Here is a 21,137-nt window from a genome sequence, read left to right as displayed (position 1 = left end):
GCATTTGACTACTATTCCCTTGAAATTGTGAAAAATAACAGTTTACGGATTTTTTTATTGTATTCAATTTAAATGGTGATTGAGCCTAGTCACTTCTTTTAAGGTGACCTGGGGATAACGAGTGGCCAACCAGCGCTGGCATTGAGCTAGCGTTTGTTGATGGGCATAAATAATTTTCAACGGCTTTTCAGGATCGCGACGGGCAAAATGGTGATGAATACGCAGCGATATTTCGCCGCAGATCTGGAGATCACTGGTAATCAGATTATCCAGAGTGATATTAACCATGCCCTCGGTACTGTTCTCAATAGGGACAACACCATAGTTAGCATTACCATTTTCCACTTGCTTAAAGACTTCAGCGATCGATGCTTGAGGTACCATATTAACGCTTTCGCCAAAATGTTTCTCAACCGCTTGCTGTGAAAAAGTTCCTTCAGGGCCAAGGTAAGCAATGGACAATGGTTGTTGTAAGGCAAGACAGGCTGTCATAATATCGCGAAAGATACGGGCGACTTCATGATCTGGCAGTAAACTATTATTATTAGCCACGATCGAACGCAAAATTTCTGCTTCGCGCTCAGGGCGATAATAAACAGGATTCTCTTGCTGTTGCTTAATCTTGGCTACTTCCACAGCTAAGGCTGCACGAGCGCGTATTAACTCAAGAATCTGTTGATCAATTTTATCAATTTCTATGCGTATTTGTGCAAGTTTGTCTGTCATGGCTGTAGACCCCTTAATAAACTTCTCTCAGTTTTGAAAGAAATTCAATGAATACCTTGGAGTCAAACTTACAAAGCTGCAGTATAAAATAGCAGCCTTGCCAGACAACCCCCTTATTTTATATCCAACCTTTTTTTACGCAGATAGAGTAAAAATGCGGGAAAGATCATAATTAGGATACCACTCGCAAATACTAAACGGAAATGACCAGCACCACCCATATCCATACTGCTTTCAGGCGGTATAAACCCGACGACCAGTGTCATTGCACAACCGATAAGACCCAGAACACAGGTTAAATAATAACCGACTCGCCCGCCAGGAATGACAAAAGGACGAGGCATGTGGGCAAATTTTTTCTTTAAACGCCAAGCACCAATGAACATTAAAACATACATCATGATATAGAGTTCAGTACTTAGGGCGGTAAACAACCAATAAATAGCATTGATCGAAGGAAACAATAGAAAACCGCTGCAGAGGAAGGTAACCAGTACAGCTTGAAGAATCAAGATCCGCGAGGCGATACCATGTTTATTTCTACGATAAAGCCAATGAGGTAAAAAACCATTATCGGCGGCAAGTAACAAACCTTTGGCAGGTGAGATAATCCAGTTCACCATACTACCCAGGCTGCCAAGTAATAATAAGATGACAATGACAGGCATTAGAGCTGTTAAATGGTAGGATTTAAAAAAGTTAGAGAACGCTTGCATCACGCCATCCACCAAGCTTATTTTTTCTTGTGGAAGCACAAAGGCAATAGCCAGGGAGCCAAGAATCATAGTTGTCAGGATCAGCGTTACTGAGAAGAGCATGGCGCGGGGGAAATTACGCTGAGGATCCCGCACATTACGTACGTGTACGGCTGCTAATTCCATACCGAGAAAAGAGGTCATAATGGCTGTTAAGGACACCCATGACTGACTATCCTTCCAATGCGGAATCAGGTTATGCCAGCTCAAATCAATAGCTATAGGATTACCTTTGAGGAGCCATATAAGCGCAAGGAGTATAATAAACCCCATAGGTAGAATCATACCTACTACAGCACAAAAACTGGCGAAGGCTGCTGAAGCACGTAAACCAGCCAGTCCCAGAATAGTGAGTGACCAGAAAACGACTAAAATGACGCCAATTAAATAGTATTTGTTTTGTGCAAGCTCTGGATTAATTAAATAAGCCAGGGTTCCGGCAATAAATGAGAGTATTGTGGGGTACCAGACCATCGTATTGATCCACTGCAGCCAAATGGTAAAAAAAGCCGCACTTTCGCCAAAGGCGTGTTTAACCCAACTATAGATTCCACCTTCTTCTTCAGACCAGGTAGACGATAGTTCCGCGGAGACCAAAGCAACCGGAATGAGAAATACCAGGGCTGAGAAGGCAAAAAAGAAAATCAGTGAAGAACCAAAAAGCGCCGTTGCTGGCAAATTACGGATACTGTCAATGGCACCGGTAATTAATAAAACGAGTGCCAGTACAGAAATTTTTTCGGAAGACCAGGCTTTCATAGTAGTTGACAGTCCCAAGACACTATTGGCAAAAAGATAAGCATTATAAGTGAATGCGGGAAGTGATGAAAAGCATTTTTTCTGTAAAGGCAGCAGTTCAGTGGAAATTTTAAAAAAACATGAGGTGATATATAAAAAACATAACGCACCAGCAAGTTTTTTTTTGTTATAGTTACTTGTTTTTGTTACTAAAGGAGCAAGGATGTTTGGTTTTTTTAATCGGGAAAATAAGTTACGTGCACTTATGCAAGCGTTGAACACTGCGGCGCTTTTTGTTGCTCTGAGTGAGATGGCAAGTGATCCTGAGCATGCATGGGAGTGGGGCTTGGATGCCTTGACTTGTTTTGTGAGTATTTTGGCTTTGGTAGAAAAGCCTTCTCCACTTAGCAAAGCGGGTTCAGTTTCTCTAAACTTTATGTGTTTAGGCGCTGTTTTTAATGGCGTTACATCTGGATGCAGCGTGTTGCCTAATCTCACCAATCTATTTAAAGCGGCAGCCCTTTTGGGAAATATTGTTATACCGGTTGCAACTGCCGAACGCCAACCCGCTCAAGTACCCCAAGTGACTCTGTAATTAAAGATGGCCGTGCGCCGTAATCAGGATACGGCGTGCAGATGCATGATTACGGTGTTCGCAAAGGTAGATTCCCTGCCACTGCCCTAATGCCAGCTGGCCCTTCTGTAAAGGGATGGTCAGACTCACACCTAAAATTACATTTTTTATGTGCGCAGGCATATCATCCTCACCTTCCAGGGTATGACGATAAAGGCTGTTTTTATCTGGTATTGTTTTATTGAAAAAAGATTCTAAATCCAGTGGCACATCCGCGCAGGTATTCTCACTGATAGCGAGTGAAGCCGATGTGTGTTGGAGAAAGAGATGTACCAAACCGGTTTGTATGGGAGGCATTGCAAGCAAAACTTGTTTTATTTCCGCACTAATGAGGTGGAACCCACGTGCTTTTGGTGTTAGACAACATTCGCTCTGCCAGTATTGTGGTGTCTTGGTGGCATTTTTATCCATGGCGATAACCATCACGGCAGGCAGGTGAGTTAGTGGTGGTTCTATGGCGAGTTTCCCATTCTTCCTCAGTATATAAATGCAGACTTAAAGCGTGTAAACCGTTATTAAATTCTTGCGACAATAAACCGTTAACTAAACGATGGCGCGCGATGAGAGTTAATTTAGCAAATTTTTCAGAGACAATGACGAGCTTAAAATGGGTTTCAGCACCTACAGGGACATGATGTTTATGGGACTCATCTTCAACGGTCAGAAAAAAAGGGTTTAATTCTGTATAGAGTAAGTCAGTGATTCGTTGTTCGCGGGACATGAAATTTTGCCATTAAATGACTCAGGATTGCTAAAGTATACGCATTACACGACCTATTGTCATATTTTGGGTTGCCCGACAGGTTCTTTGGGCAAGGGAGCGTAATTAAGTTTGATAAGCATTGCTTCCAAATCACGAACCCAGGCACGTATGGAGGTACAGGTTTCGAGACCCTTTAATTGAAAAAATGTTGGTGACACGCCTGCTTCAATAAAAGGCTCTTGTAAATGTTTTACCCCTGCTAAAAGACAGCGTTTTGCACTGCGCGCGCAATTGTTAGTAATAAACGTGTAATTTTGCGCTTTTTCCTGAGCCATTGCTTCTATAACAGCGAGTTCATCAATGTAATAAGGCAAACCACTGTCGCTGGTTGGTAAGTGTATTGTTCGGTCTGCGTGTCTTCCTGTAGTGGAATGCAAGTTTTCCAGATAGGTTTTGCTGCGTTGCAGCATATCCTTCCTTGTCGCATAATCCTTCTCCAGTCGTTGGAGTGCGGCCTGATCGCGACCATTAATTTTTTTCTCAAGTTCAGCTAAGGTATTTTCATAAAAACTGAGCGCGGCCAGTGTAGTTTTAAGATCGGTTTCTAATGCTAATGAAGCTGTCTGGTATTGTATGCGTTTTTGCTCCAGTGCGGCATGAAGATCATCTAGTTCTTTGCTTAACTGTTTTTGTTTATCCTGCAATTGCGGTATTTTCAAACGAAGTTTTTTGATCTCGGGCGTCGAATCAGAATGGCTAGGCAATTTTTCCAGGTAGTTTAATTTTTTAGTATTAAATTTAAGTTTAGCGCTTGCCTCATCTAGCTCATGGTTTGTTTTAGCGATGTCCTTTTTAATGTCATTTTGAGCCATTTGATAATCTGCGGCCAATTGTCGTTGCTGAGAAAGCTGGCTGTCTTTTTCAGTTTTAAATTGAACAAATCGCTTTTGCATGGTTTCTCTATTAGAGAGAGATACTCGCAAAAGAGTTATTTCAATATCTAATTCTTTAAGCGCCTGTTCGTCTTTTTGCAAATCCACTTCAGGGTGGGGATGTTGAATTACTAAAGGGTTTTTGCCTATCTCTTCACGTCGCATATCATAAGAATGAGTGGCCAAAAGGGAAGGGACACCTTTGCTGCCTTTACCAAGATGTAGAAGATGCAAAACCTCTTTTACATAGTGGACAGTATTATCTTTTGCAGGCCAAAAGCTATGAGAAACGAGATCCATTCTAACTTTTTTCTGTTCGTAGTGGCGGTGATCGCCTTTGTTAACGGTAACTGGAACTGGGCTTAAAGTAGCTTCTAAGGGAAGACCATGGATATTTTTATCGATTTGGGCAAAACTTTCAGCGCTTTCATCCACGCTTATTTGTAGATTTACATGTCCTACATTTTGGTCTTCCTGTCTAGCGGCTAAATAGGGACCAAAGATGCCATGTTTAACACGTTTATTTTTCCAAAGTGCGGTAGAATACCAAATATTGACAGTGAGCATTTTACAACTTAAAAAGTTAACTTCCAGAGGCTGAAATGTTATAACACATTTTTCTTAAGAGTTTCTTAAGTTGCAAAAAGATGAATTTTCTCAGTCTGCTCATTGAAATATTCTATGATTTCCCCTATGTTTGTACGCGTCATTTAATGGTTAATAAAGGAGCAGGGTATGAAACAAAAAGGTTTCACTCTTATTGAGTTGATGATCGTCATCGCTATTTTAGGGATTCTCATCTCTATTGCCGTTCCTGCCTATCAGGATCACATAATGAAAGCTCGGGTCGTAGAGGGTTTAAATTTAGCTTCTACAGCAAAGGATGCTGTCGCTGAAACAGTCTCGTCTGATCATGCTTTGCCGGCTACTCAGGAAGCAACTGGCTATACAAGTCCTGCCCCCACTCCGAATGTTAAGTCGGTTACTATAGGGGCTAAGGGTGTGATTACTATCACTTACACGCCAAAGGCAGGCGACGGCACCATTTTACTTGTTCCGACTCTCCAGTCTACTGGTGAACTAACCTGGACTTGTAATACAGGAACTTTGGCGACTAAGTACCGACCAGCGACTTGCCGCAGTTAACCCGTTTTGAGAGCTAGCACAATTCGTTACTCTTAACTAACATGGTTCTCGCTATCATGTTAGTTGATTACGAGTTTTAGACGCATTGACTTTCACTGCCCCTTTGTTGTTGTCTGGTTTGGAAAAAAAAACCGATCTGCCAGCAGGCTTTGTGTCAGATGCTTCACCAACGGTTTTTGTGGGGGGAGGGGTTAATAACCCTGCGATTATTTCTTGCAAACCATAGGTGAATGTTTTTAAAGATTCAATATCTTCCTTTTGCTGTGCATGTTCCTTTCTTAAGGCAGCGACTTCCGATTTTAGTGCAGTAATGGCATGTACAGTATGGTATTCTGCTTTTTGGAATTTTCCACGCAAGGTTTGCGTGCTTTCCCGGACCTGCGTGTGGACTGATTTTTGGGGATGGGCAGCAGATTTGGATCGAGGTGTAGCCTCTTGGAGTGCGCCAAGAAAGGTTGCGACTTGGCCTTCTGTGGATTCATCTTTACACTCTTTTATTTTGCCGCCAATAGATAACTCGAACACCTGATCACTATACATGGTGGCTGTCTTTTTAATTGTATCTGGTTCCCATGATTGGATCTCCGCCTGATAACGTAGGGTCAAGGAGCGTGCAAATAATTCAGCCATTTTTTTTGCATGATCGGGATTGCGTAATATCTCCAAAATATTTTGCGTTCTTTTATCTTCAAAATGCCCCAAAACAGTGCTACCAATTTCTTTCAGCGTGAAAGAAGCAATGGTGTCAAGTAAAGAGCCGACTACTGGAACACTCCCGAGCAAACTACCAACTACAGAGGAGGATAGCTCGACAGCTTTTTCTCCCAGCCCAGCTTTTTTCTCGACTAATTGGCTAAAAATAGAAATAACACCAATAATTTTCGCCCATAACACGATATAGCTGGTGTTATAAAACAAGCTGGTTTTTTCATCGTTATGAATTTTTTTAAGGTCAGCTAGCTTTTGTGTTTTGCCATCCAAATACTCTTGTATCAACTCATCTTGCACGGGGATTTGTGCAGCTAATTCAGCCTGGAATCGCTCTTGTTCATGACGCAGGATAGCCATGAATTTTATTTCCAGCTCACTGACTAAGTTGCTGAAGGCTTCGCCATTTAGCAGTTGATTAAACAAATCCAGAATATCTTTTTGGAGGCGTTGGGTTTTTTCATTGATCTGTTTTTCTATTTCTGAAGAAACCTCTCCTCGATGCCTTTCTAAACTATGTTCCAACTCTTGCAGTTTAAGATGCAGATCATTCACTTCTGCGCTGGTACTCATCGAGGCGCCACATAATTCCAAGGCTTCTGCATATTCTAGCGTCTGTTCTTGCTCCTTAACTGATACCTCCAATAACTCTACAAGCCCTGAATTTTTACGTTGTAACAGCTCATTATTTTCTTCAAGAGCAGTAATTTTTGTCTGTTGATATTCTCCTCTTATATTACCTAATCGAAGTTGTTCTTCTATCAATTCAATATGTTTTTTTTGCTTGTCTCGCGCTCTATTTAATCGTCTAATTTCTTGTTGCAGTAGGGTAATTTCTTGAGTTAGAAATTCATTTTCAGCTCTGATAACTTCCTGTTTCTTGGTAGCGATATCTTGAGGGGCTTCTATTATGGAATCATAGGCAGGTGGGTCGTCATCCGTGGGCAGATTGGGTAGTTGATCAAACGGCATAAAGCATACTCCCTTGCTATATACTGAATATAAAATAATAATTAGCAAAAAGGGAGAAAGCAAATTTATAGACAAAAGCTCAAATTATAGAGGAGCCCCTTGATAAAAAACGGGTCTAGGATTTTTACCTGGATGCAGTGGTGATCCAGGTAAAATGACAGGTTTGAATCCTATAGTTTTTGGGCGACTAACTGATTTTTCAAACGCACATAATCAGGCAAGCCATTTTTATAAGGAGGATAAGCTTCACCCTGAATGAGAGGCGCTAAATAACAGCGGCAAGCCTCAGTAATGCTCATACCATCTGCTCCAATAAATTCTGCCGGCATGGATTTTTCCTGATTGGCTACCTCTGCTAAAGAGACATGATCAATGGACCAGCGGTAGGGTGAATCTTGTTCGCGTTTAATAATCGGCATAATGGCATTATGGCCGCTTAAAGCCAATTCAACGGCTGCTTTACCCAGGGCATAGGCTTGCTCAAGGTCGACTTGGGAGGCAATATGACGTGCCGCACGCTGCAGGTAGTCAGCAACTGCCCAATGGTATTTATAACCGAGTTCAGTTTTTACCAGCTGCGCAATCACTGGTGCAACACCACCCAATTGCGCATGGCCAAAGGCATCCCGTAAACCGGCATCACTTAAAAATTGTCCTTCCTCATTACGGATACCTTCAGAAACGACGACAACACAATAGCCATATTTTTTTACACAATCGTCCACTTTCTTCAAGAAAGCTTGTTGAACAAAAGGGACTTCAGGAAATAGAATAATATGAGGTGGCTCTTGAGCATTTTGGCCTGCCAGACCACTGGCAGCAGCGATCCATCCTGCATGACGACCCATCACTTCAAGAATGAAAACTTTAGTTGAAGAGGCGGCCATTGAAGCGACATCAAAACCTGCTTCCATGGTGGAAATTGCCACGTATTTTGCGACTGAACCAAAACCGGGGCAAGTATCGGTGAAGGGTAAATCGTTGTCCACCGTTTTGGGAATGCCGATACAGGTAATAGGATAGCCCATGCTGCTTCCTAGTTTGGATATCTTATGAGCGGTATCTTGGGAGTCACCACCACCATTATAAAAGAAATAACCAATATTATGTGCTTTAAATACATCAATCAGACGTTCATATTCAGCACCATTATCTTTCAATTTATAACGGCATGAGCCAAAAGCACCTGACGGGGTATGCATTAGTTTTGCAATGTCTTCAGCGCTTTCCAAAGACGTATCAATCAATTGTTCATTGAGGGCACCAATAATGCCATTTTGAGCCGCGTAGACTTTCGCTATTTTATCAGAATGAAGTCGTGCTGTTTGAATAACACCACAAGCTGAAGCGTTAATAACCGCTGTCACCCCACCTGATTGGGCATAAATTGCATTTTTAATCGACATAATTTCTCCATGATAAACAGTCATTTAGAAGGACTGGCTTGATACAAATTGTCAAATTCATCAATAACTTCATCAATGCTTTGAATAAGTTCTGCAAAGGCTGGTTTTAACTCGTCTACTTTTTTCACTTGCTTGGCTTGTTTTTCTAAACGAGTGACTTGTATTTGCAGGTGTGGAACACCGCAAAAGCAGCAAGCCCCATGCAATTTATGAGCGGCATTTTCCAGGCCTTTTACATCCTTATCATGCATGAGTTGAATAAATTCCTGGCGATTTTTTCTTAATTCCTCGACAAAACGGACAAGAAATTCCTCGGCTAGGGCTTTATTACCAGAGACCTTTTGTACGCATAGTTGCCAGTCTATCGCGGAAGGCTTTGCCTTTTTTATAATTCGTAATAGATGGTTAAGTAATTGAGTTTCGTCTATTGGTTTTTGCAGACAAAGATCAACCCCTGCTTTTTTTAACTTTTCGTTACTGAGTTCAGTACTGTTCGCACTTATCACAATAATTGGCGTCTGTTTATTTAACATTGATTTGTGACGGTTAAGATGTGCAGCATCGAGTCCATTCAGTTTGGGCATTTGCAGATCGAGTAAGATCACATTGTATCGTTTACTTTGACAAGCAGTCACTGCTTCTTCGCCATTATCTACCGTTTCAATACTGCTATGCTCCCCTAAGAGTGAATTGAGCAACATACGATTAACGGGATTATCTTCGGCGATTAAAATATCGGGGCGTGCGACGCGGAGTTGGGAGCGCAATTGATCTAATTCTTGATTGGCTGTCGAGACTTGGGTAACTTGGTTAATAAGGGATTCAAGGATGTCATGCAATTTTTGAATACTAATGGGTTTGAATAAAAAGGCCTTGGCGCCAAGGGCTTCAGGTTCATGGATGAGCCATTTAGAGACGAGAATACAATCGATAGATTGTTTACGTATTACTTGGGCGACTTGTTTTTCACAACCTTCATTCACATTAATAAACGCTAAAGAACAATCCAGGTGTTCAGTAAACGCCTTTTCAAGCTGATTAAAGGCATTGATGCGAACACACTCAATTCCCCAATAACCCAGGCCATTGCACATCGCTTCCAGATATAAAGGATTATCATCATAACAAAGTACTTTGAGGTGGCCAAAACGGTGGCTTTGATGTTTTTCAACTTCATAAGCAGCCAATTTTTCCAGTTTGACTCGTACAGAAAACGTTGAACCTTTATTGGGTTCGCTGGTCAGTGAAATGCGTCCTTGCATGGCTTCAGTGAGTTTCTTGCAGATAACCAAACCCAAGCCTGAACCACCAAAACGGCGTGTAATAGTCGTATCTGCCTGGTTAAAGGCATGAAACAGTTTGCCTTGATCTTCAGTTGAAATGCCAATGCCGGTATCAGTGACCGATAAGCATATGGTGTAATCTTTATCGCTTTCCTGCTCAATACAAGTGCGAATAAGAACATAGCCATGATCAGTAAATTTTACCGCGTTACTGATTAGATTGGTAATAATTTGCTTCAGTCGTAAAGGATCGCCGAGCACTGTTTTGGGAACACTAATTTCAGTGGCAGGAATGAGATCAATTCCTTTTTTATGGGCATTTGGGGCTGTTAATGCCAATACTTCATCAATGCAAGCGCGAATATCGAGAGGGATGCAATCTAAATGTAATTTGCCTGCATCCATTTTTGAATAATCCAATATGTCATTAATAATCGCTAATAAGTCTTGCGCTGAGGATTTAATTGTTTTGACGTAATCTAATTGCAAGCTGTCTAGCTTGCTTTCCAATAGCACATTGGTAAAACCAATGACACCATTCATCGGTGTGCGGATTTCGTGACTCATATTGGCAATAAATTCAGATTTTTGCCGGCTTTTCTCTTCAAATTTCTTTTTTTCTAGCGATAATTGAATATTCTTTTCTTCCAGTAATTCCAGGCTTTGTTGTAAATCTGCTGTGGCTGTTTCAATATGGTGATTCAGTTCGTGGACGTTATTTAAATACTGTTTCTGCAGATGGGCGCAACCTTGTTCAATAATACCTAGTTCACCGGGACTTGATACTTTTATCTGGGTTTCAAATTCATTGCTGAGTATTTGTTTCATACTGCGGCGTAAACGGGAAATCGGAAGATAAATTCGTTTTGAGAGAAAATAATGGATCGTCAAGCTGATTAGCAAACCCAGCAAAGTAATAAAGATAGTGATGATGTACATCTGATAACGTTTAATCAGTACGGATTGGGTATCAATGTCGATAGACAGCCATCCTAAAATATCGTCTGCTTGCGGCGCGATGGGGTTGCTGAATATTTTAAAAGGGATAGTTGAGTAGAGATTAAATTTAGGAATAGTAACAGGCGCTAAAAAGTTAATAAGGTAGGGCTTTATTTGTTTTCTTTCGATATAGTCGCCAGTAAATTCAGGTGGTCGGAACGGTTTGTGAATAGAATGTTTGCCACCCCGGTAGGCTAACAATTGACCGTGGGCACCGTAAAAAGCCAATGCTTTAATTTCGGGATTCACTGTGGAGGCATTAATTAAGCCTTGCAAGGTTCTATTATCATTGCGCATCATGGCAAATTGGGCGGCTGGTAAAAGTTGGCGGATATAAGCTTCGCCCAGACGCGACATATGCAATTCCAAATCTTTGTTAAATTGGCCATTGTAAAATACTGCAAACAGAAGGGCGACCAAAAGGACGGGTATTAGCGTAGTAATTCGTAATTGGTATTTTATACCGAGTCTTTTCATGCAGAGTACCTGTTGTGAATCAAATGATAGACTTTGGGCACAGTGATTTTCCTGTATAAGGCAAAGACATAGAGCGCATTTGTTTATTTTGCGTTGCTGGTAAAGTGGGCTATTATAGCGCGATTGTTTAATTGCTTACAACGGAGCATCTGGATGGTAGTGAGAACCCGCTTTGCCCCAAGTCCTACCGGTTTTTTACATGTGGGTGGTGTACGTACCGCCTTGTTTTCCTGGTTATATGCCAAACGCCATGATGGCGAATTTATATTGCGTATCGAAGATACAGATCAAGAGCGTTCAACGCAGGAGTCTGTGCAAGCAATTCTGGATGGGATGGCGTGGTTAGGATTAGATTATAACGAGGGTCCCTTTTACCAAACGAAACGTTATACGCGTTACCAGGAAATCGCCCAGCAATTATTGAATGAAGGTAAGGCTTACTGCTGTGTTTGTAGCAAAGAGCGCTTGGAAGCGTTGCGAGAAACGCAACTCGCTAACAAAGAAAAGCCACGTTACGATGGCCATTGCCGTGATAAAAATTTGCCTGCCAGCGGAAGCTATGTATTGCGTTTTAAGAATCCCCAAACAGGAATTGTATCGTTTACTGATCAAGTTTATGGCGATATTCATGTTGATAATAATGAGCTGGATGATTTGATTTTGGTACGTTCCGACGGCAATCCAACTTACAATTTTGCTGTAGTAATTGATGATTGGGATATGCAAATTACTCATGTTATTCGTGGTGATGATCACATCAACAATACGCCGCGTCAAATTAATCTGTTTAAGGCTTTAAATGCACCAGTCCCTGTGTTTGCGCATTTACCAATGATTCTTGGTGACGATGGCAAGCGCTTGTCAAAACGCCATGGCGCAGTGAGTGTTTTGCAATTTAAAGAGTTGGGTATTTTACCGCATGCTTTATTAAATTATTTGGTTCGACTCGGGTGGTCCTATGGAGATCAGGAAATTTTTAGTGTTGCAGAAATGATTGCCAGCTTTGATTTAAAAAACGTTAGTCGCGGTGTATCCAGTTTTAATTACGATAAGCTCTATTGGTTAAATCAACATTACCAAAAGAGTGATTCTGCAGAGACGGTTGCCGAGGCTTTACGTTGGCATTTTATTCAGCAAGGTATTGACTTAAGCCAGGGGCCAAATTTGGTTGATTTAGTCCCTACTCAGGCGGAACGCTGCAAAACCCTGGTAGAGATGTGTGAGAAGAGCCGCTATTTTTACCAGGATACTATCGATTATGATGAGGAAGCAGTGAAGAAGCATTTGCGTCCAGTCGTTTTGGCTCCTCTTGAAGTGCTCTATGTGCGTTTGCAGGAGTTAAAGAATTGGGAGAAAGATGCCTTACAAACCTGCATCAATGACGTGAGTGCCGAATTTGATATAAATTTAGGGAAAATAGCTCAGCCTTTGCGTGTTGCAGTAACTGGCAGCAGTATGTCTCCGGCAATTGACATGACGCTTAGCTTGCTGGGTAGACAACGCACCTTAACACGTCTGGAGCAAGCATTGCAGCGTATTCGCGTACGTGCGGCCAGTGCAGAATAGCCTATTGTAATTTAAGGAGTGAGGGAGTCTTTCATTGCTTCCTCATTGAGGTCAATTACTTGCTTTGACGGTATTCTAGGTGTGCGAAAATAGGCAAAGGTCCACGCTAAAGGCCGCGGTAGGCAACAGGCACCTGCACAAAGTCCAACAAAGAATGAAGCAGGCACAGAGCTAATGAATGCCAATTTAGTTTGATCAGGAATATTATCATTTGCTTTTAGAATAAAATAGATCCCGATATGTAATCCTGTTAAGCCAAGCCCGAGTGTCCAACTTAATAGTTTGCTGAACCATCCTTGCTGCTGCATTTCAGAACTGAGTTCCGCTATTTTTTCTTGCCGCTCTTCCAGTTGGAGAAAATAACTTTTTTCACGTTCTGAAACCAATTGATCAATGATTGGTCGGATATGGTGCGTTACGATTTCAGGAGGCAGCTCTTGATTGCGTAATTTAAAGAACAGATGGCGTTGTTTAACTGCTTTCCCTGCTAATATTTGTAAGCTGGGAACTTGAAACCTGGGAGTAGTTTGGCGAGTACGGCTAGAAGCAGGGGAATCATTAGGGGAAGATGTGGGATTTGGCATCGTCTCTCCTTATAGTATTTGACCAACAATCATTCTCTCGTGGTATCTGTCTATTTTTCAAGGCTGAATGAATTTTTCTGTTATTTAGTGTAATTAATTTCACTAACGCAGTTTTTCTATAATGTTCTGCATAAATAATTCTAGCTATACTCATCGCAGAACGTCCTTTTGAGTCCGGCTATGGCACAACATTTAACTGAAGAAATTGACCAATTTAATCAACAAGCATTGAAGCAAGAGTTAACTGCCGCACTAATTATTCATGATCAACTGGTTGCAATTACTGAGGATATAGCTGCGAATTACCATTCTGATCAAACGCAAGAACTGCAAAAGAGAATCCTCGATATTGCTGGGCAAAGCCTTAAAGGCATGTTGCACGCTGATTCCACAGAGACATTTATTATGCATCAGCACAGGTTAACCCGATTGCTGACAACGATAAAAGAGAAATTGGCTCTGGAGGGGGATTTTGACCAGGCTTTGGAAGATTACCGTTTCTTTCATCATATCCATCGAGTTCTGCGCAATGCTACGTTAAAAACTGGCAAAGACCTACTGGGTGATTTGCCTCTTTGGTTCAAGAGCCACTCCTATTACAAATATTGGCAGGAAAAATTAGTCCAGTTAACACTGCAGGAGAAAGCAGCCGATTTTGAGTCCTATAAAAAACGATTGATTGAAGAATTATTCATTAAAGAGTCTTATCAAGATTTAGCAAACATCGCTTCTTTGGCGTTAATTGAAAAGAATACTCGTTTGCTGGCTGAGCTGCGCTTATCTTATTTGGAGGACGCAAAAAGTCGAAAAAAACTTTTTACCGACCTGGGATGGATGGGATTAGGGGTGTTATTAGTTGCGGCTGCAACTGTTTTAGGTCTCGCCTTTCCCTTGTTAATAGTACCTGGTTTTGTAGTAGGGGCCGCTGTACTGGGTTACGGAGTGATAGATTTTTCCAAGGAGAGTGCCAATCTTTACTCTGAAATTTACAATAGACCACTGGGTGATCGTGAGATATCAGCTGAAACGCGAGTTGAACTGCGCCATCTGGAGCAACAGATTGATGGATTTGAGGTGGAGCAGTTTATTGCAAATCAGGACTTATTGGCCGAGCAATGGTCAACAGAAAAAAAATGGATGAAAGGGGCTGGTTATGCGGCTTCTTTTGCAGGTTTTGCGCTTGCTTTTGCTGGATTAGCTTTTCTTATTCCCGGAGTAGGGGTTCCAATAGCCGCTGTTCTAATTGTAACAGTTTTGGCCGCTGTTATTACTGCAGTAGCTACTTTACTTATTGGAGTAAAAATTATGCGGGAGCGGCAAGAATTACAAAAGCGTCAGGAGGAGGCCGACAAACAAATCGAGAGTGATGATCGATTACTCGCGGAGGTGGACTTGGAGATGTTGAAACCTTCCGAGTCGTTGCGGAACAGTTTTACTGTTGTATTTGAGAAAGAGCAGGAAGCGAATAGGCGAGAAGTCAAAAAACTGGCGCTGACACCTAAGCAACGAAGGGAAGCTTTTTTTCATGAAAATGAGGATGAAAGCGAGGGTGTAAAAGAGACTGATAGTGGGCAAGACCAACAGGTAGATAAAGGTGATTCAAGTGAGGAAAGTGGAGCTAAATCACCAGGTAAAAGTTGAAAGGAAACATCGTATCGATTCTTTATTTTAACTAAAAAATAAATGATTTTTTATTTTAAAAATTGCCAATAGAAGGCGATTGTACTTTCTTGTTGATATTGTAAAAATATTCTTTTTATCCTGTGGAAATAGTTGTGATTAATCCTTTATAAGAGCATGGCAATTTTTATATTTTTTTTGACTTCCGCAAGGGCAAGGTGCATTGCGGGATATTTTTTGCTTTACAGTGGATTTTCCTGTTTTAGGTGGTAGGCTATCGGTATAAAACCAGGAACCACTATGACGTTGAAATTGACTCAATTCATGAATGGTTTTAATGGTATTTTTTTCCATATATCTCGCAATAAACTCTACAAAACCTGTGTTTTCGTCCTTCGGGTCTAGATAGCTGGTGATCACTTGCAGACCCAACCATTTTACTTGTTTTGCCCACAGTGCTGTCTCATGGTCATTAAAACCCACTAATGGTTTACCTAGCATCGTTTTCCTCAGGTAATCAACCCTGGCTTGGCTATATGCCGTGTAACGAGATCGCATTAATGCTTCCGGTGTTTTAGCTGTTTCCAGTTTCTCGATGTAGGAACCGCAACAAGCCAGGTAATCCGTTGGTAAACCGCAGGGACATTGATTCATCTCGTTAACTCCAGTGATTATTGATTAGAACTCATGCAAAAAACCGATCTTTTCGTTTAAATTTGATTTTAATGCGGTCAGCTGGTTAGGTTAAACTCCCTCATTAAAATCAAATTTTGCCTCGACCGCGACGTTTTTCATAAAGTCCAGGTGGTATGAGGTCTGTTCACAGTGAATTATATCGTGAGTATAATCGCCGTCACCAAGTTATTATCGATGACTTCTTTAGAAAATCTACTGCATTGGAGTATCGCTTCGTCGATCCGGTGCTCGAATCCTCATGTACTGGTGTGTACACTGTGGTTTTGCGCGCTGTTTCTCCACGCTCTTTTCTTACTGCAGCGAGTTTCGAAAGAAGTCTATTTAAGTATGTGCTCGTTGTGGTTTTACTAAAGGAATAAACAAACATGATTACCTTATACCAATTTCCTGGAATGTGGGGCTTGCCTAATGCAAGTCCTTTTTGTTTGAAAATTGAAACTTATTTGCGTATGGCAGAAATTCCTTACGAAATTAGGTTTGTCAGGGACCCACGAAAAAGTCCGAAGGGGAAGTTGCCTTTTGTCAAAATTGACGAAAAATTAATTCCAGATAGTGAGATAATTATTGATTATCTTAAGGGAAAATTTGGCGACGTATTGGATAAAAATTTAAATAGTGAACAAAAGGCATTATCTGCTTTGCTGGATGATGTATTTTCTGAGCGATTATATTGGATCATGCTTTATATGCGTTGGCAAGTTGATGCTATATGGCCTCTTTTGCGAGATACTTTTTTTGGTGATTTATCGGGTTTTAAAAGAATTTTTTTACCAAAATTGATACGAAAAAATATGCAGAAATCCTTGTATTTTCAAGGTACTGGTCGACACAGTTATGATGAAGTATTACAGATGGGATATAAAACGTTGGATGCAATTGCATCTGTTCTGGGTGAAAAGAAATATTTTCATGGTACAGAACTCACGAGTATCGATGCAACAGCCTTTGGTTTTTTGGCGAATATTGTTTGGTTTCCTTATGACTGTAATTTAAAAACACATTTGCATAAACATAAAAACATACTCTTTTTCTGCGATAAAATGTGGTCTACTTTTTATCCTGAAATATCCAAACCCTTCATGATTACTAATTTTTAGTGCGAAATTAATTAATAAATAGTCTCTGGTTAAGTGCAGTGTTGCTTGATGCTGTAAACAGCATCAAGTATCCAAGTCATCTGGTTGAGATCCTGTTTATATGATCAGAATTGAATTAATAATACGCGCTGTGTAAATTTATTTGCTTTCATGAAATTAACCTCAATCAGAAGCAGGATTAACCTGTCTTTGCAAGCATAATTTAATTTGTTAATATCTACTCCGTTTAATAACATTTGGGGTGATAAAATGCCAATTATCAATGGCACTCGCGTGCAAAAGAAAGAAAAAATTAAAGCTGAAATCAGCAGTGAAACTTTTGAGTTGATCAACGCATATTGTGCTTGGGCCAATATTGACGATATCAGTTTTTTTATTGAAGAAGCAGCCAGTTTTGTTTTTGCAAAAGATCGTGACTGGAAACAGCACAGAAAGTCAGTTAAAAAGCGTGCTGAAGCGACTCAGGCTTAATTTACCTCTAAGTGAAGGTGTCAGTTTTATGACGCCTTTGACGCCTTTATTAAGTTGCGCTTCTCGTCTGCTATCTGTAAGCCATTCGTTGAAGTAATAAAAGTTTGTAGAACAGTGGTGAGCTTCAAGCAGTAGGCACCAATGTAATTCATTCAAAATATCGCTCCTGCTTCACATAGTACGATTTACATCAATTTATTAAAAATTGCTTGACAGCTGTAAGGTGCCTCATTAAACTGCGATTCTTATTTTGGGGCTATAGCTCAGCTGGGAGAGCGCTTGCATGGCATGCAAGAGGTCGGCGGTTCGATCCCGCCTAGCTCCACCATCATCAACATTGGTTGATGATGAGAAAGTTCTAAGGTCCCCATCGTCTAGAGGCCTAGGACACTGCCCTTTCACGGCGGTAACAGGGGTTCGAATCCCCTTGGGGACGCCAATTTTGGCTTGAGTAGTTTGGTTTATAATGTGTTAAGTTCCGGGTCCCCATCGTCTAGAGGCCTAGGACACTGCCCTTTCACGGCGGTAACAGGGGTTCGAATCCCCTTGGGGACGCCATTCTGGCTAGTCAATTCTTAAATTTAATTCCATTTTTTTTCAGACAGCGCTTTTCTTCCACTGGTGCCTATCGTGTGTTCCTGTTATGTTACAAAATGTAAACATGGAACTCGCAAAAGCCAGCTAATTCAGCTATATACTATAAACAGGAATGATTCTGCATAAGGTTTCTGCTATGGACATGAGAAAACAAGTTTTATCATTTTCCCTGCTTAGTTTGTTATCCACTCCAATTTTCGCTGATACCCAGGAAGGGGAAGCAGCTTTTAATCAGCAACGCTATGAAAAAGCATTCCTTCTCCTCTCTGATGAAGCTGCAAAGGGGGATGCTAAAGCCCAATATTTGCTCGGTAAAATGTATTATAACGGCCAGGGTGTTGCTTTTAATGCTGAAAAAGCGGAGCAATTATTACTTTCTTCTGCAAATCAAGGTAATGTCGATGCCCAAGTCTTACTAGCGGGTTTTTATTGGCACCAGAATACCCCTGAAGGATTTCGCAAATCGCTTGGCTGGTATCAAAAAGCGGCTGATCAAAATAATGCAGATGCTCAATATGCTTTAGGGTACATGTATCAATATGCTAATGGTGTGCCGAAAAATGACGAGACGGCAATGTCATGGTACAAAAAATCAGCTGCGCAAGGAAATTCCGATGCAGCCTTAGCAGTGGGTTTTATGTATGATTCGGGTGCAGGGGTAGAAAAAGATTTCGCTGAGGCGGCGAAATGGTACGAAAAATCTGCAGACTTAGGTAATACCAGTGCGTTATACAACCTTGGTTTATTATATAAGTTTGGTGATGGTGTTCCAAAGGATGAAAGCAAGGCATTCCAGTATTTTCAAAAAGCCGCTGATCAAGGGCATGCCAAATCGCAATTAGAAGTAGGGTATTTCTATGATACCGGTAAAGGTGGCCAAACGGCTGATTTACAAAAGGCGGCACTGTGGTATCAAAAAAGTGCTGACCAAGGTAATCCCAATGCTCAGTTTAATATAGGTGATATGTACTTATATGGTGATGGGGTCACCAAGAATATTGAGCAGGCAGTGTCATGGATACGTAAATCTGCGGAGCAAGGTTTTGGAAAAGCACAATATAAGTTAGGGATTTTTTACCGTGATGGAATTGGTGTTACCACTGATCCAGTCGAATCCTATGCCTGGTTCACTGCTGCTGTCGCAAACGGTTTTAGTGATGCCCAAAAAAATCAGGATGAGCTTGAGAAAACACTAAGCGAGGATCAACTGAATAAAGCCAAGGAGTTAGGAAAAAAATATACAGAGCGATATCAGAAGAAATCCCAGTAAGCGAACAATAATGTGTCTTTAAGCGAGTAAGATTATGAAAGAAAAGCACTACGCCTACAAAATAACCAGTCAATCTTCTGGATTGCTTTGTACACATTCAGAAATTGAAGAAGAGAAGATGCTGGATTTATTGCAAGAGATTCAGCGGAACGACTCAGAGGGTATTTATTGGATTTTTAAACAATTGGGCGATCAGCCTAAGGAACCGCTTTGTGTTATTGATTGCCAGCATCAGCGAATTTATTACCATTATTCTGGTGATGTAGAAGAGTTGGCAAGTACAATTAAAAAATTGAGCAAATAACCTTCCAGTGGCATCACTAAAGGAAGGTTATTCTGTAAAGGGGACACTCTTGTTGAACGAGCTCTGGAGCTCCAGGAGGTAGTTTATAGTCGTTCAAAAATAGTACGAGTATTAAAGCCAAACAAGCGTTCATGCATGCGATAAGCGTATTCGTCAGTCATATTAGCAATATAATCACAAACTACTCTGAATGCAGTTATTTCATCGTCTGTTTGATGAAATAATGCGCGATTTTTATTATCAAGCAAGCTGCCAGGATTAGAACTAATGGCTTCAAATAGTCTGAGCACTACTGTTTGACCACCGTATTCAAAGGTACGGGCTTCCTGAGAATCAATGACATGACGATAAATACACCCCATCAAGTAATTGAGTAAGGAGGCAGCTTGAGGTAATAAACAAATATTATGCTTTAACAAATTATTTTCAAAATCTTCATTCGTTATCGTGATTTGTGTCGCAGTAATAAAATAATTAACCATTTCACCAATGGCTTGTTTCCGTTTATCAAGTTCCTGGTTAAATAGAAAATCAAGTAATTGTTCGGAGTTTTGGTTAAGTTGGGTTGCAGCGAGAAGTTGGCGGAAATCGGTATTATCCAGTTGCTCTCGGTTTATCAACCGTAAATGAATGGCGTCTTCCAGATCATGCACACCATAAGCGATATCATCAGCAATATCCATGATAGAACAGTCAAAACTATGATAAGCAGCTTTCCCATGCTGGTTTGTTTGCGGCGCTTTCTGCAGCGATTGAAAGAGCGTTCTATCATTTTCACTGAAGGGTGATAGAAGCCAATCAATTTCTGGTTGCTCACAATCGAAGTAAGCTTTCGGTGGCAGCCAATCGTTAATGCGAATAGTTTTATGGAGTGATTCGACTACTTTGGGTATTTCCGTTGCCACTACCTTTGAACGACTAACCGGATATTTGAGTATACCAAGCAAGGCTCTGCGGGTTAAATCAAGTCCATAGATGCCATAACTGTTTTCTACTTTGGTTAATAAACGTAAAGTCTGTCCATTACCTTCAAATCCTCCATGCATACGCATCATATAATTTAAAGCAACTTCTCCACCATGGCCGAACGGAGGATGACCAATGTCATGCAATAAACAAATGACTGAAATCAAATCATCATTAGGAAGTAAACCGGGTAAAACCGATTGTTGGTGGTTAGCAGATAAATTACGTACGATACTGCGGCCAATAGAGGCTACTTCAAGGGAGTGTGTTAAACGCGTACGATGAAAATCACCCTCATCAGTACCTAATATTTGTGTTTTTCGTTGCAAGCGTCGGAAGGCAGGGCAATGAATCACCCTTGTACGATCGCGTTCGTAAGGATCCCGGTGATCCTGGTTGCCACGTTGATGTGTTTGTCCTGAACGCCTGTGAGTCCACATATTGCTATATCAAATTGTCAAAAATAATAAAACCCATACTGTATGCG

Annotated in this window: 20 protein-coding genes and 3 tRNA genes; 12 read left to right on the top strand and 11 right to left on the bottom strand. The window is 41.0% G+C overall.

Annotated features, from left to right (window positions below; translation table 11 throughout):
* Nucleotides 1-63: 63 nt before the first annotated feature.
* Complete coding sequence (gene pheA, locus Lfee_RS07295) at nucleotides 64-726, bottom strand: chorismate mutase (RefSeq protein ID WP_058445367.1); 663 nt, start codon at nucleotides 724-726, stop codon at nucleotides 64-66.
* 113 nt (nucleotides 727-839) lie between these two features.
* Nucleotides 840-2,240 (bottom strand): amino acid permease, encoded by a 1,401-nt coding sequence (locus tag Lfee_RS07290; protein ID WP_058445365.1) that lies wholly within the window; start codon nucleotides 2,238-2,240, stop codon nucleotides 840-842.
* Between the two features lie 202 nt (nucleotides 2,241-2,442).
* Here Lfee_RS07290 and Lfee_RS07285 point away from each other — a divergent pair, with 202 nt between their 5' ends.
* On the top strand, nucleotides 2,443-2,814 hold the full coding sequence (locus tag Lfee_RS07285) for a hypothetical protein (protein ID WP_058445362.1): 372 nt from the start codon (nucleotides 2,443-2,445) through the stop codon (nucleotides 2,812-2,814).
* Here the strand turns inward: Lfee_RS07285 and Lfee_RS07280 are convergent, their stop codons facing one another.
* The 3 genes from Lfee_RS07280 to Lfee_RS07270 are packed head-to-tail and all read right to left on the bottom strand — an operon-like array spanning nucleotide 2,815 to nucleotide 5,055.
* On the bottom strand, nucleotides 2,815-3,264 hold the full coding sequence (locus Lfee_RS07280) for a secondary thiamine-phosphate synthase enzyme YjbQ (protein WP_058445360.1): 450 nt from the start codon (nucleotides 3,262-3,264) through the stop codon (nucleotides 2,815-2,817).
* Entirely contained in the window at nucleotides 3,257-3,574 is a 318-nt protein-coding gene (locus Lfee_RS07275) for a BolA family protein (RefSeq protein ID WP_058445358.1), read from the bottom strand. Before Lfee_RS07275 ends, Lfee_RS07280 begins: the two co-directional genes overlap by 8 nt.
* 59 nt (nucleotides 3,575-3,633) lie before the next feature.
* Nucleotides 3,634-5,055 (bottom strand): GumC domain-containing protein, encoded by a 1,422-nt coding sequence (locus Lfee_RS07270; RefSeq protein WP_058445356.1) that lies wholly within the window; start codon nucleotides 5,053-5,055, stop codon nucleotides 3,634-3,636.
* A gap of 168 nt (nucleotides 5,056-5,223) precedes the next feature.
* Between Lfee_RS07270 and Lfee_RS07265 the strand changes: the two genes are divergently transcribed.
* Entirely contained in the window at nucleotides 5,224-5,634 is a 411-nt protein-coding gene (locus Lfee_RS07265; protein WP_058445354.1) for a pilin, read from the top strand.
* 54 nt (nucleotides 5,635-5,688) lie between these two features.
* Here the strand turns inward: Lfee_RS07265 and Lfee_RS07260 are convergent, their stop codons facing one another.
* From Lfee_RS07260 to letS, 3 genes are all read right to left on the bottom strand, one after another.
* The gene (locus Lfee_RS07260; RefSeq protein WP_058445352.1) at nucleotides 5,689-7,314 is read right to left on the bottom strand and encodes a coiled-coil domain-containing protein; all 1,626 of its coding nucleotides are present in this window, start codon (nucleotides 7,312-7,314) and stop codon (nucleotides 5,689-5,691) included.
* A 170-nt stretch (nucleotides 7,315-7,484) separates the two neighbouring features.
* Nucleotides 7,485-8,720, bottom strand: coding sequence for a 6-phosphofructokinase (locus tag Lfee_RS07255; RefSeq protein ID WP_058445350.1), 1,236 nt, complete (start codon nucleotides 8,718-8,720; stop codon nucleotides 7,485-7,487).
* A gap of 20 nt (nucleotides 8,721-8,740) precedes the next feature.
* Nucleotides 8,741-11,479, bottom strand: coding sequence for a two-component system sensor histidine kinase LetS (gene letS / locus Lfee_RS07250; protein WP_058445348.1), 2,739 nt, complete (start codon nucleotides 11,477-11,479; stop codon nucleotides 8,741-8,743).
* Between the two features lie 153 nt (nucleotides 11,480-11,632).
* Between letS and gltX the strand changes: the two genes are divergently transcribed.
* Nucleotides 11,633-13,045 (top strand): glutamate--tRNA ligase, encoded by a 1,413-nt coding sequence (gltX, locus tag Lfee_RS07245; RefSeq protein ID WP_058445347.1) that lies wholly within the window; start codon nucleotides 11,633-11,635, stop codon nucleotides 13,043-13,045.
* Nucleotides 13,046-13,056: 11 nt separating this feature from the next.
* Here the strand turns inward: gltX and Lfee_RS07240 are convergent, their stop codons facing one another.
* On the bottom strand, nucleotides 13,057-13,629 hold the full coding sequence (locus Lfee_RS07240; protein ID WP_058445346.1) for a hypothetical protein: 573 nt from the start codon (nucleotides 13,627-13,629) through the stop codon (nucleotides 13,057-13,059).
* Nucleotides 13,630-13,809: 180 nt separating this feature from the next.
* Between Lfee_RS07240 and Lfee_RS07235 the strand changes: the two genes are divergently transcribed.
* Complete coding sequence (locus Lfee_RS07235) at nucleotides 13,810-15,270, top strand: phage holin family protein (RefSeq protein ID WP_058445345.1); 1,461 nt, start codon at nucleotides 13,810-13,812, stop codon at nucleotides 15,268-15,270.
* Between the two features lie 138 nt (nucleotides 15,271-15,408).
* Here Lfee_RS07235 and Lfee_RS07230 read toward each other — a convergent pair whose 3' ends face one another.
* Entirely contained in the window at nucleotides 15,409-15,903 is a 495-nt protein-coding gene (locus Lfee_RS07230) for a YchJ family protein (RefSeq protein ID WP_058445344.1), read from the bottom strand.
* A 155-nt stretch (nucleotides 15,904-16,058) separates the two neighbouring features.
* Here Lfee_RS07230 and Lfee_RS16975 point away from each other — a divergent pair, with 155 nt between their 5' ends.
* The 8 genes from Lfee_RS16975 (at nucleotide 16,059) to Lfee_RS07195 (ending at nucleotide 19,684) form a co-directional block, all read left to right on the top strand.
* A complete protein-coding gene (locus tag Lfee_RS16975; protein WP_131753165.1) occupies nucleotides 16,059-16,304 on the top strand; it encodes a hypothetical protein in 246 nt (81 codons plus the stop codon).
* A gap of 6 nt (nucleotides 16,305-16,310) precedes the next feature.
* Nucleotides 16,311-17,042, top strand: a complete 732-nt coding sequence (locus Lfee_RS07225; protein ID WP_058445343.1) for a glutathione S-transferase family protein — start codon at nucleotides 16,311-16,313, stop codon at nucleotides 17,040-17,042.
* A 249-nt stretch (nucleotides 17,043-17,291) separates the two neighbouring features.
* The gene (locus tag Lfee_RS07220) at nucleotides 17,292-17,513 is read left to right on the top strand and encodes a hypothetical protein (RefSeq protein ID WP_058445341.1); all 222 of its coding nucleotides are present in this window, start codon (nucleotides 17,292-17,294) and stop codon (nucleotides 17,511-17,513) included.
* A 252-nt stretch (nucleotides 17,514-17,765) separates the two neighbouring features.
* Nucleotides 17,766-17,841 (top strand) — tRNA-Ala (locus Lfee_RS07215).
* Between the two features lie 35 nt (nucleotides 17,842-17,876).
* Nucleotides 17,877-17,952, top strand: a tRNA-Glu gene (locus Lfee_RS07210).
* Between the two features lie 43 nt (nucleotides 17,953-17,995).
* Nucleotides 17,996-18,071, top strand: a tRNA-Glu gene (locus Lfee_RS07205).
* Between the two features lie 181 nt (nucleotides 18,072-18,252).
* The gene (locus Lfee_RS07200; protein ID WP_269147457.1) at nucleotides 18,253-19,380 is read left to right on the top strand and encodes an SEL1-like repeat protein; all 1,128 of its coding nucleotides are present in this window, start codon (nucleotides 18,253-18,255) and stop codon (nucleotides 19,378-19,380) included.
* A gap of 34 nt (nucleotides 19,381-19,414) precedes the next feature.
* A complete protein-coding gene (locus Lfee_RS07195) occupies nucleotides 19,415-19,684 on the top strand; it encodes a hypothetical protein (protein ID WP_058445337.1) in 270 nt (89 codons plus the stop codon).
* 83 nt (nucleotides 19,685-19,767) lie between these two features.
* On the opposite strand, the gene Lfee_RS07190 is transcribed toward Lfee_RS07195, so the two are convergent.
* Nucleotides 19,768-21,090, bottom strand: a complete 1,323-nt coding sequence (locus Lfee_RS07190) for an anti-phage deoxyguanosine triphosphatase (protein WP_058445335.1) — start codon at nucleotides 21,088-21,090, stop codon at nucleotides 19,768-19,770.
* Nucleotides 21,091-21,137 lie beyond the last annotated feature (47 nt).

This window comes from Legionella feeleii, assembly GCF_001467625.1.
In the GTDB taxonomy this organism is placed as follows: Bacteria; Pseudomonadota; Gammaproteobacteria; order Legionellales; family Legionellaceae; genus Tatlockia; species Tatlockia feeleii.
The sequence above is the reverse complement of the archived record's forward strand: the minus strand, read 5'-3'. Positions and strand labels throughout refer to the sequence as shown.

Bases quoted from the DNA above. Each gene is read 5' to 3' on its own strand.
- pheA (WP_058445367.1), bottom strand. From the start codon at position 726: ATGACAGACAAACTTGCACAAATACGCATAGAAATTGATAAAATTGAT.
- Lfee_RS07290 (WP_058445365.1), bottom strand. From the start codon at position 2,240: ATGAAAGCCTGGTCTTCCGAAAAAATTTCTGTACTGGCACTCGTTTTA.
- Lfee_RS07285 (WP_058445362.1), top strand. From the start codon at position 2,443: ATGTTTGGTTTTTTTAATCGGGAAAATAAGTTACGTGCACTTATGCAA.
- Lfee_RS07280 (WP_058445360.1), bottom strand. From the start codon at position 3,264: ATGGATAAAAATGCCACCAAGACACCACAATACTGGCAGAGCGAATGT.
- Lfee_RS07275 (WP_058445358.1), bottom strand. From the start codon at position 3,574: ATGTCCCGCGAACAACGAATCACTGACTTACTCTATACAGAATTAAAC.
- Lfee_RS07270 (WP_058445356.1), bottom strand. From the start codon at position 5,055: ATGCTCACTGTCAATATTTGGTATTCTACCGCACTTTGGAAAAATAAA.
- Lfee_RS07265 (WP_058445354.1), top strand. From the start codon at position 5,224: ATGAAACAAAAAGGTTTCACTCTTATTGAGTTGATGATCGTCATCGCT.
- Lfee_RS07260 (WP_058445352.1), bottom strand. From the start codon at position 7,314: ATGCCGTTTGATCAACTACCCAATCTGCCCACGGATGACGACCCACCT.
- Lfee_RS07255 (WP_058445350.1), bottom strand. From the start codon at position 8,720: ATGTCGATTAAAAATGCAATTTATGCCCAATCAGGTGGGGTGACAGCG.
- letS (WP_058445348.1), bottom strand. From the start codon at position 11,479: ATGAAAAGACTCGGTATAAAATACCAATTACGAATTACTACGCTAATA.
- gltX (WP_058445347.1), top strand. From the start codon at position 11,633: ATGGTAGTGAGAACCCGCTTTGCCCCAAGTCCTACCGGTTTTTTACAT.
- Lfee_RS07240 (WP_058445346.1), bottom strand. From the start codon at position 13,629: ATGCCAAATCCCACATCTTCCCCTAATGATTCCCCTGCTTCTAGCCGT.
- Lfee_RS07235 (WP_058445345.1), top strand. From the start codon at position 13,810: ATGGCACAACATTTAACTGAAGAAATTGACCAATTTAATCAACAAGCA.
- Lfee_RS07230 (WP_058445344.1), bottom strand. From the start codon at position 15,903: ATGAATCAATGTCCCTGCGGTTTACCAACGGATTACCTGGCTTGTTGC.
- Lfee_RS16975 (WP_131753165.1), top strand. From the start codon at position 16,059: ATGAGGTCTGTTCACAGTGAATTATATCGTGAGTATAATCGCCGTCAC.
- Lfee_RS07225 (WP_058445343.1), top strand. From the start codon at position 16,311: ATGATTACCTTATACCAATTTCCTGGAATGTGGGGCTTGCCTAATGCA.
- Lfee_RS07220 (WP_058445341.1), top strand. From the start codon at position 17,292: ATGCCAATTATCAATGGCACTCGCGTGCAAAAGAAAGAAAAAATTAAA.
- Lfee_RS07200 (WP_269147457.1), top strand. From the start codon at position 18,253: ATGAGAAAACAAGTTTTATCATTTTCCCTGCTTAGTTTGTTATCCACT.
- Lfee_RS07195 (WP_058445337.1), top strand. From the start codon at position 19,415: ATGAAAGAAAAGCACTACGCCTACAAAATAACCAGTCAATCTTCTGGA.
- Lfee_RS07190 (WP_058445335.1), bottom strand. From the start codon at position 21,090: ATGTGGACTCACAGGCGTTCAGGACAAACACATCAACGTGGCAACCAG.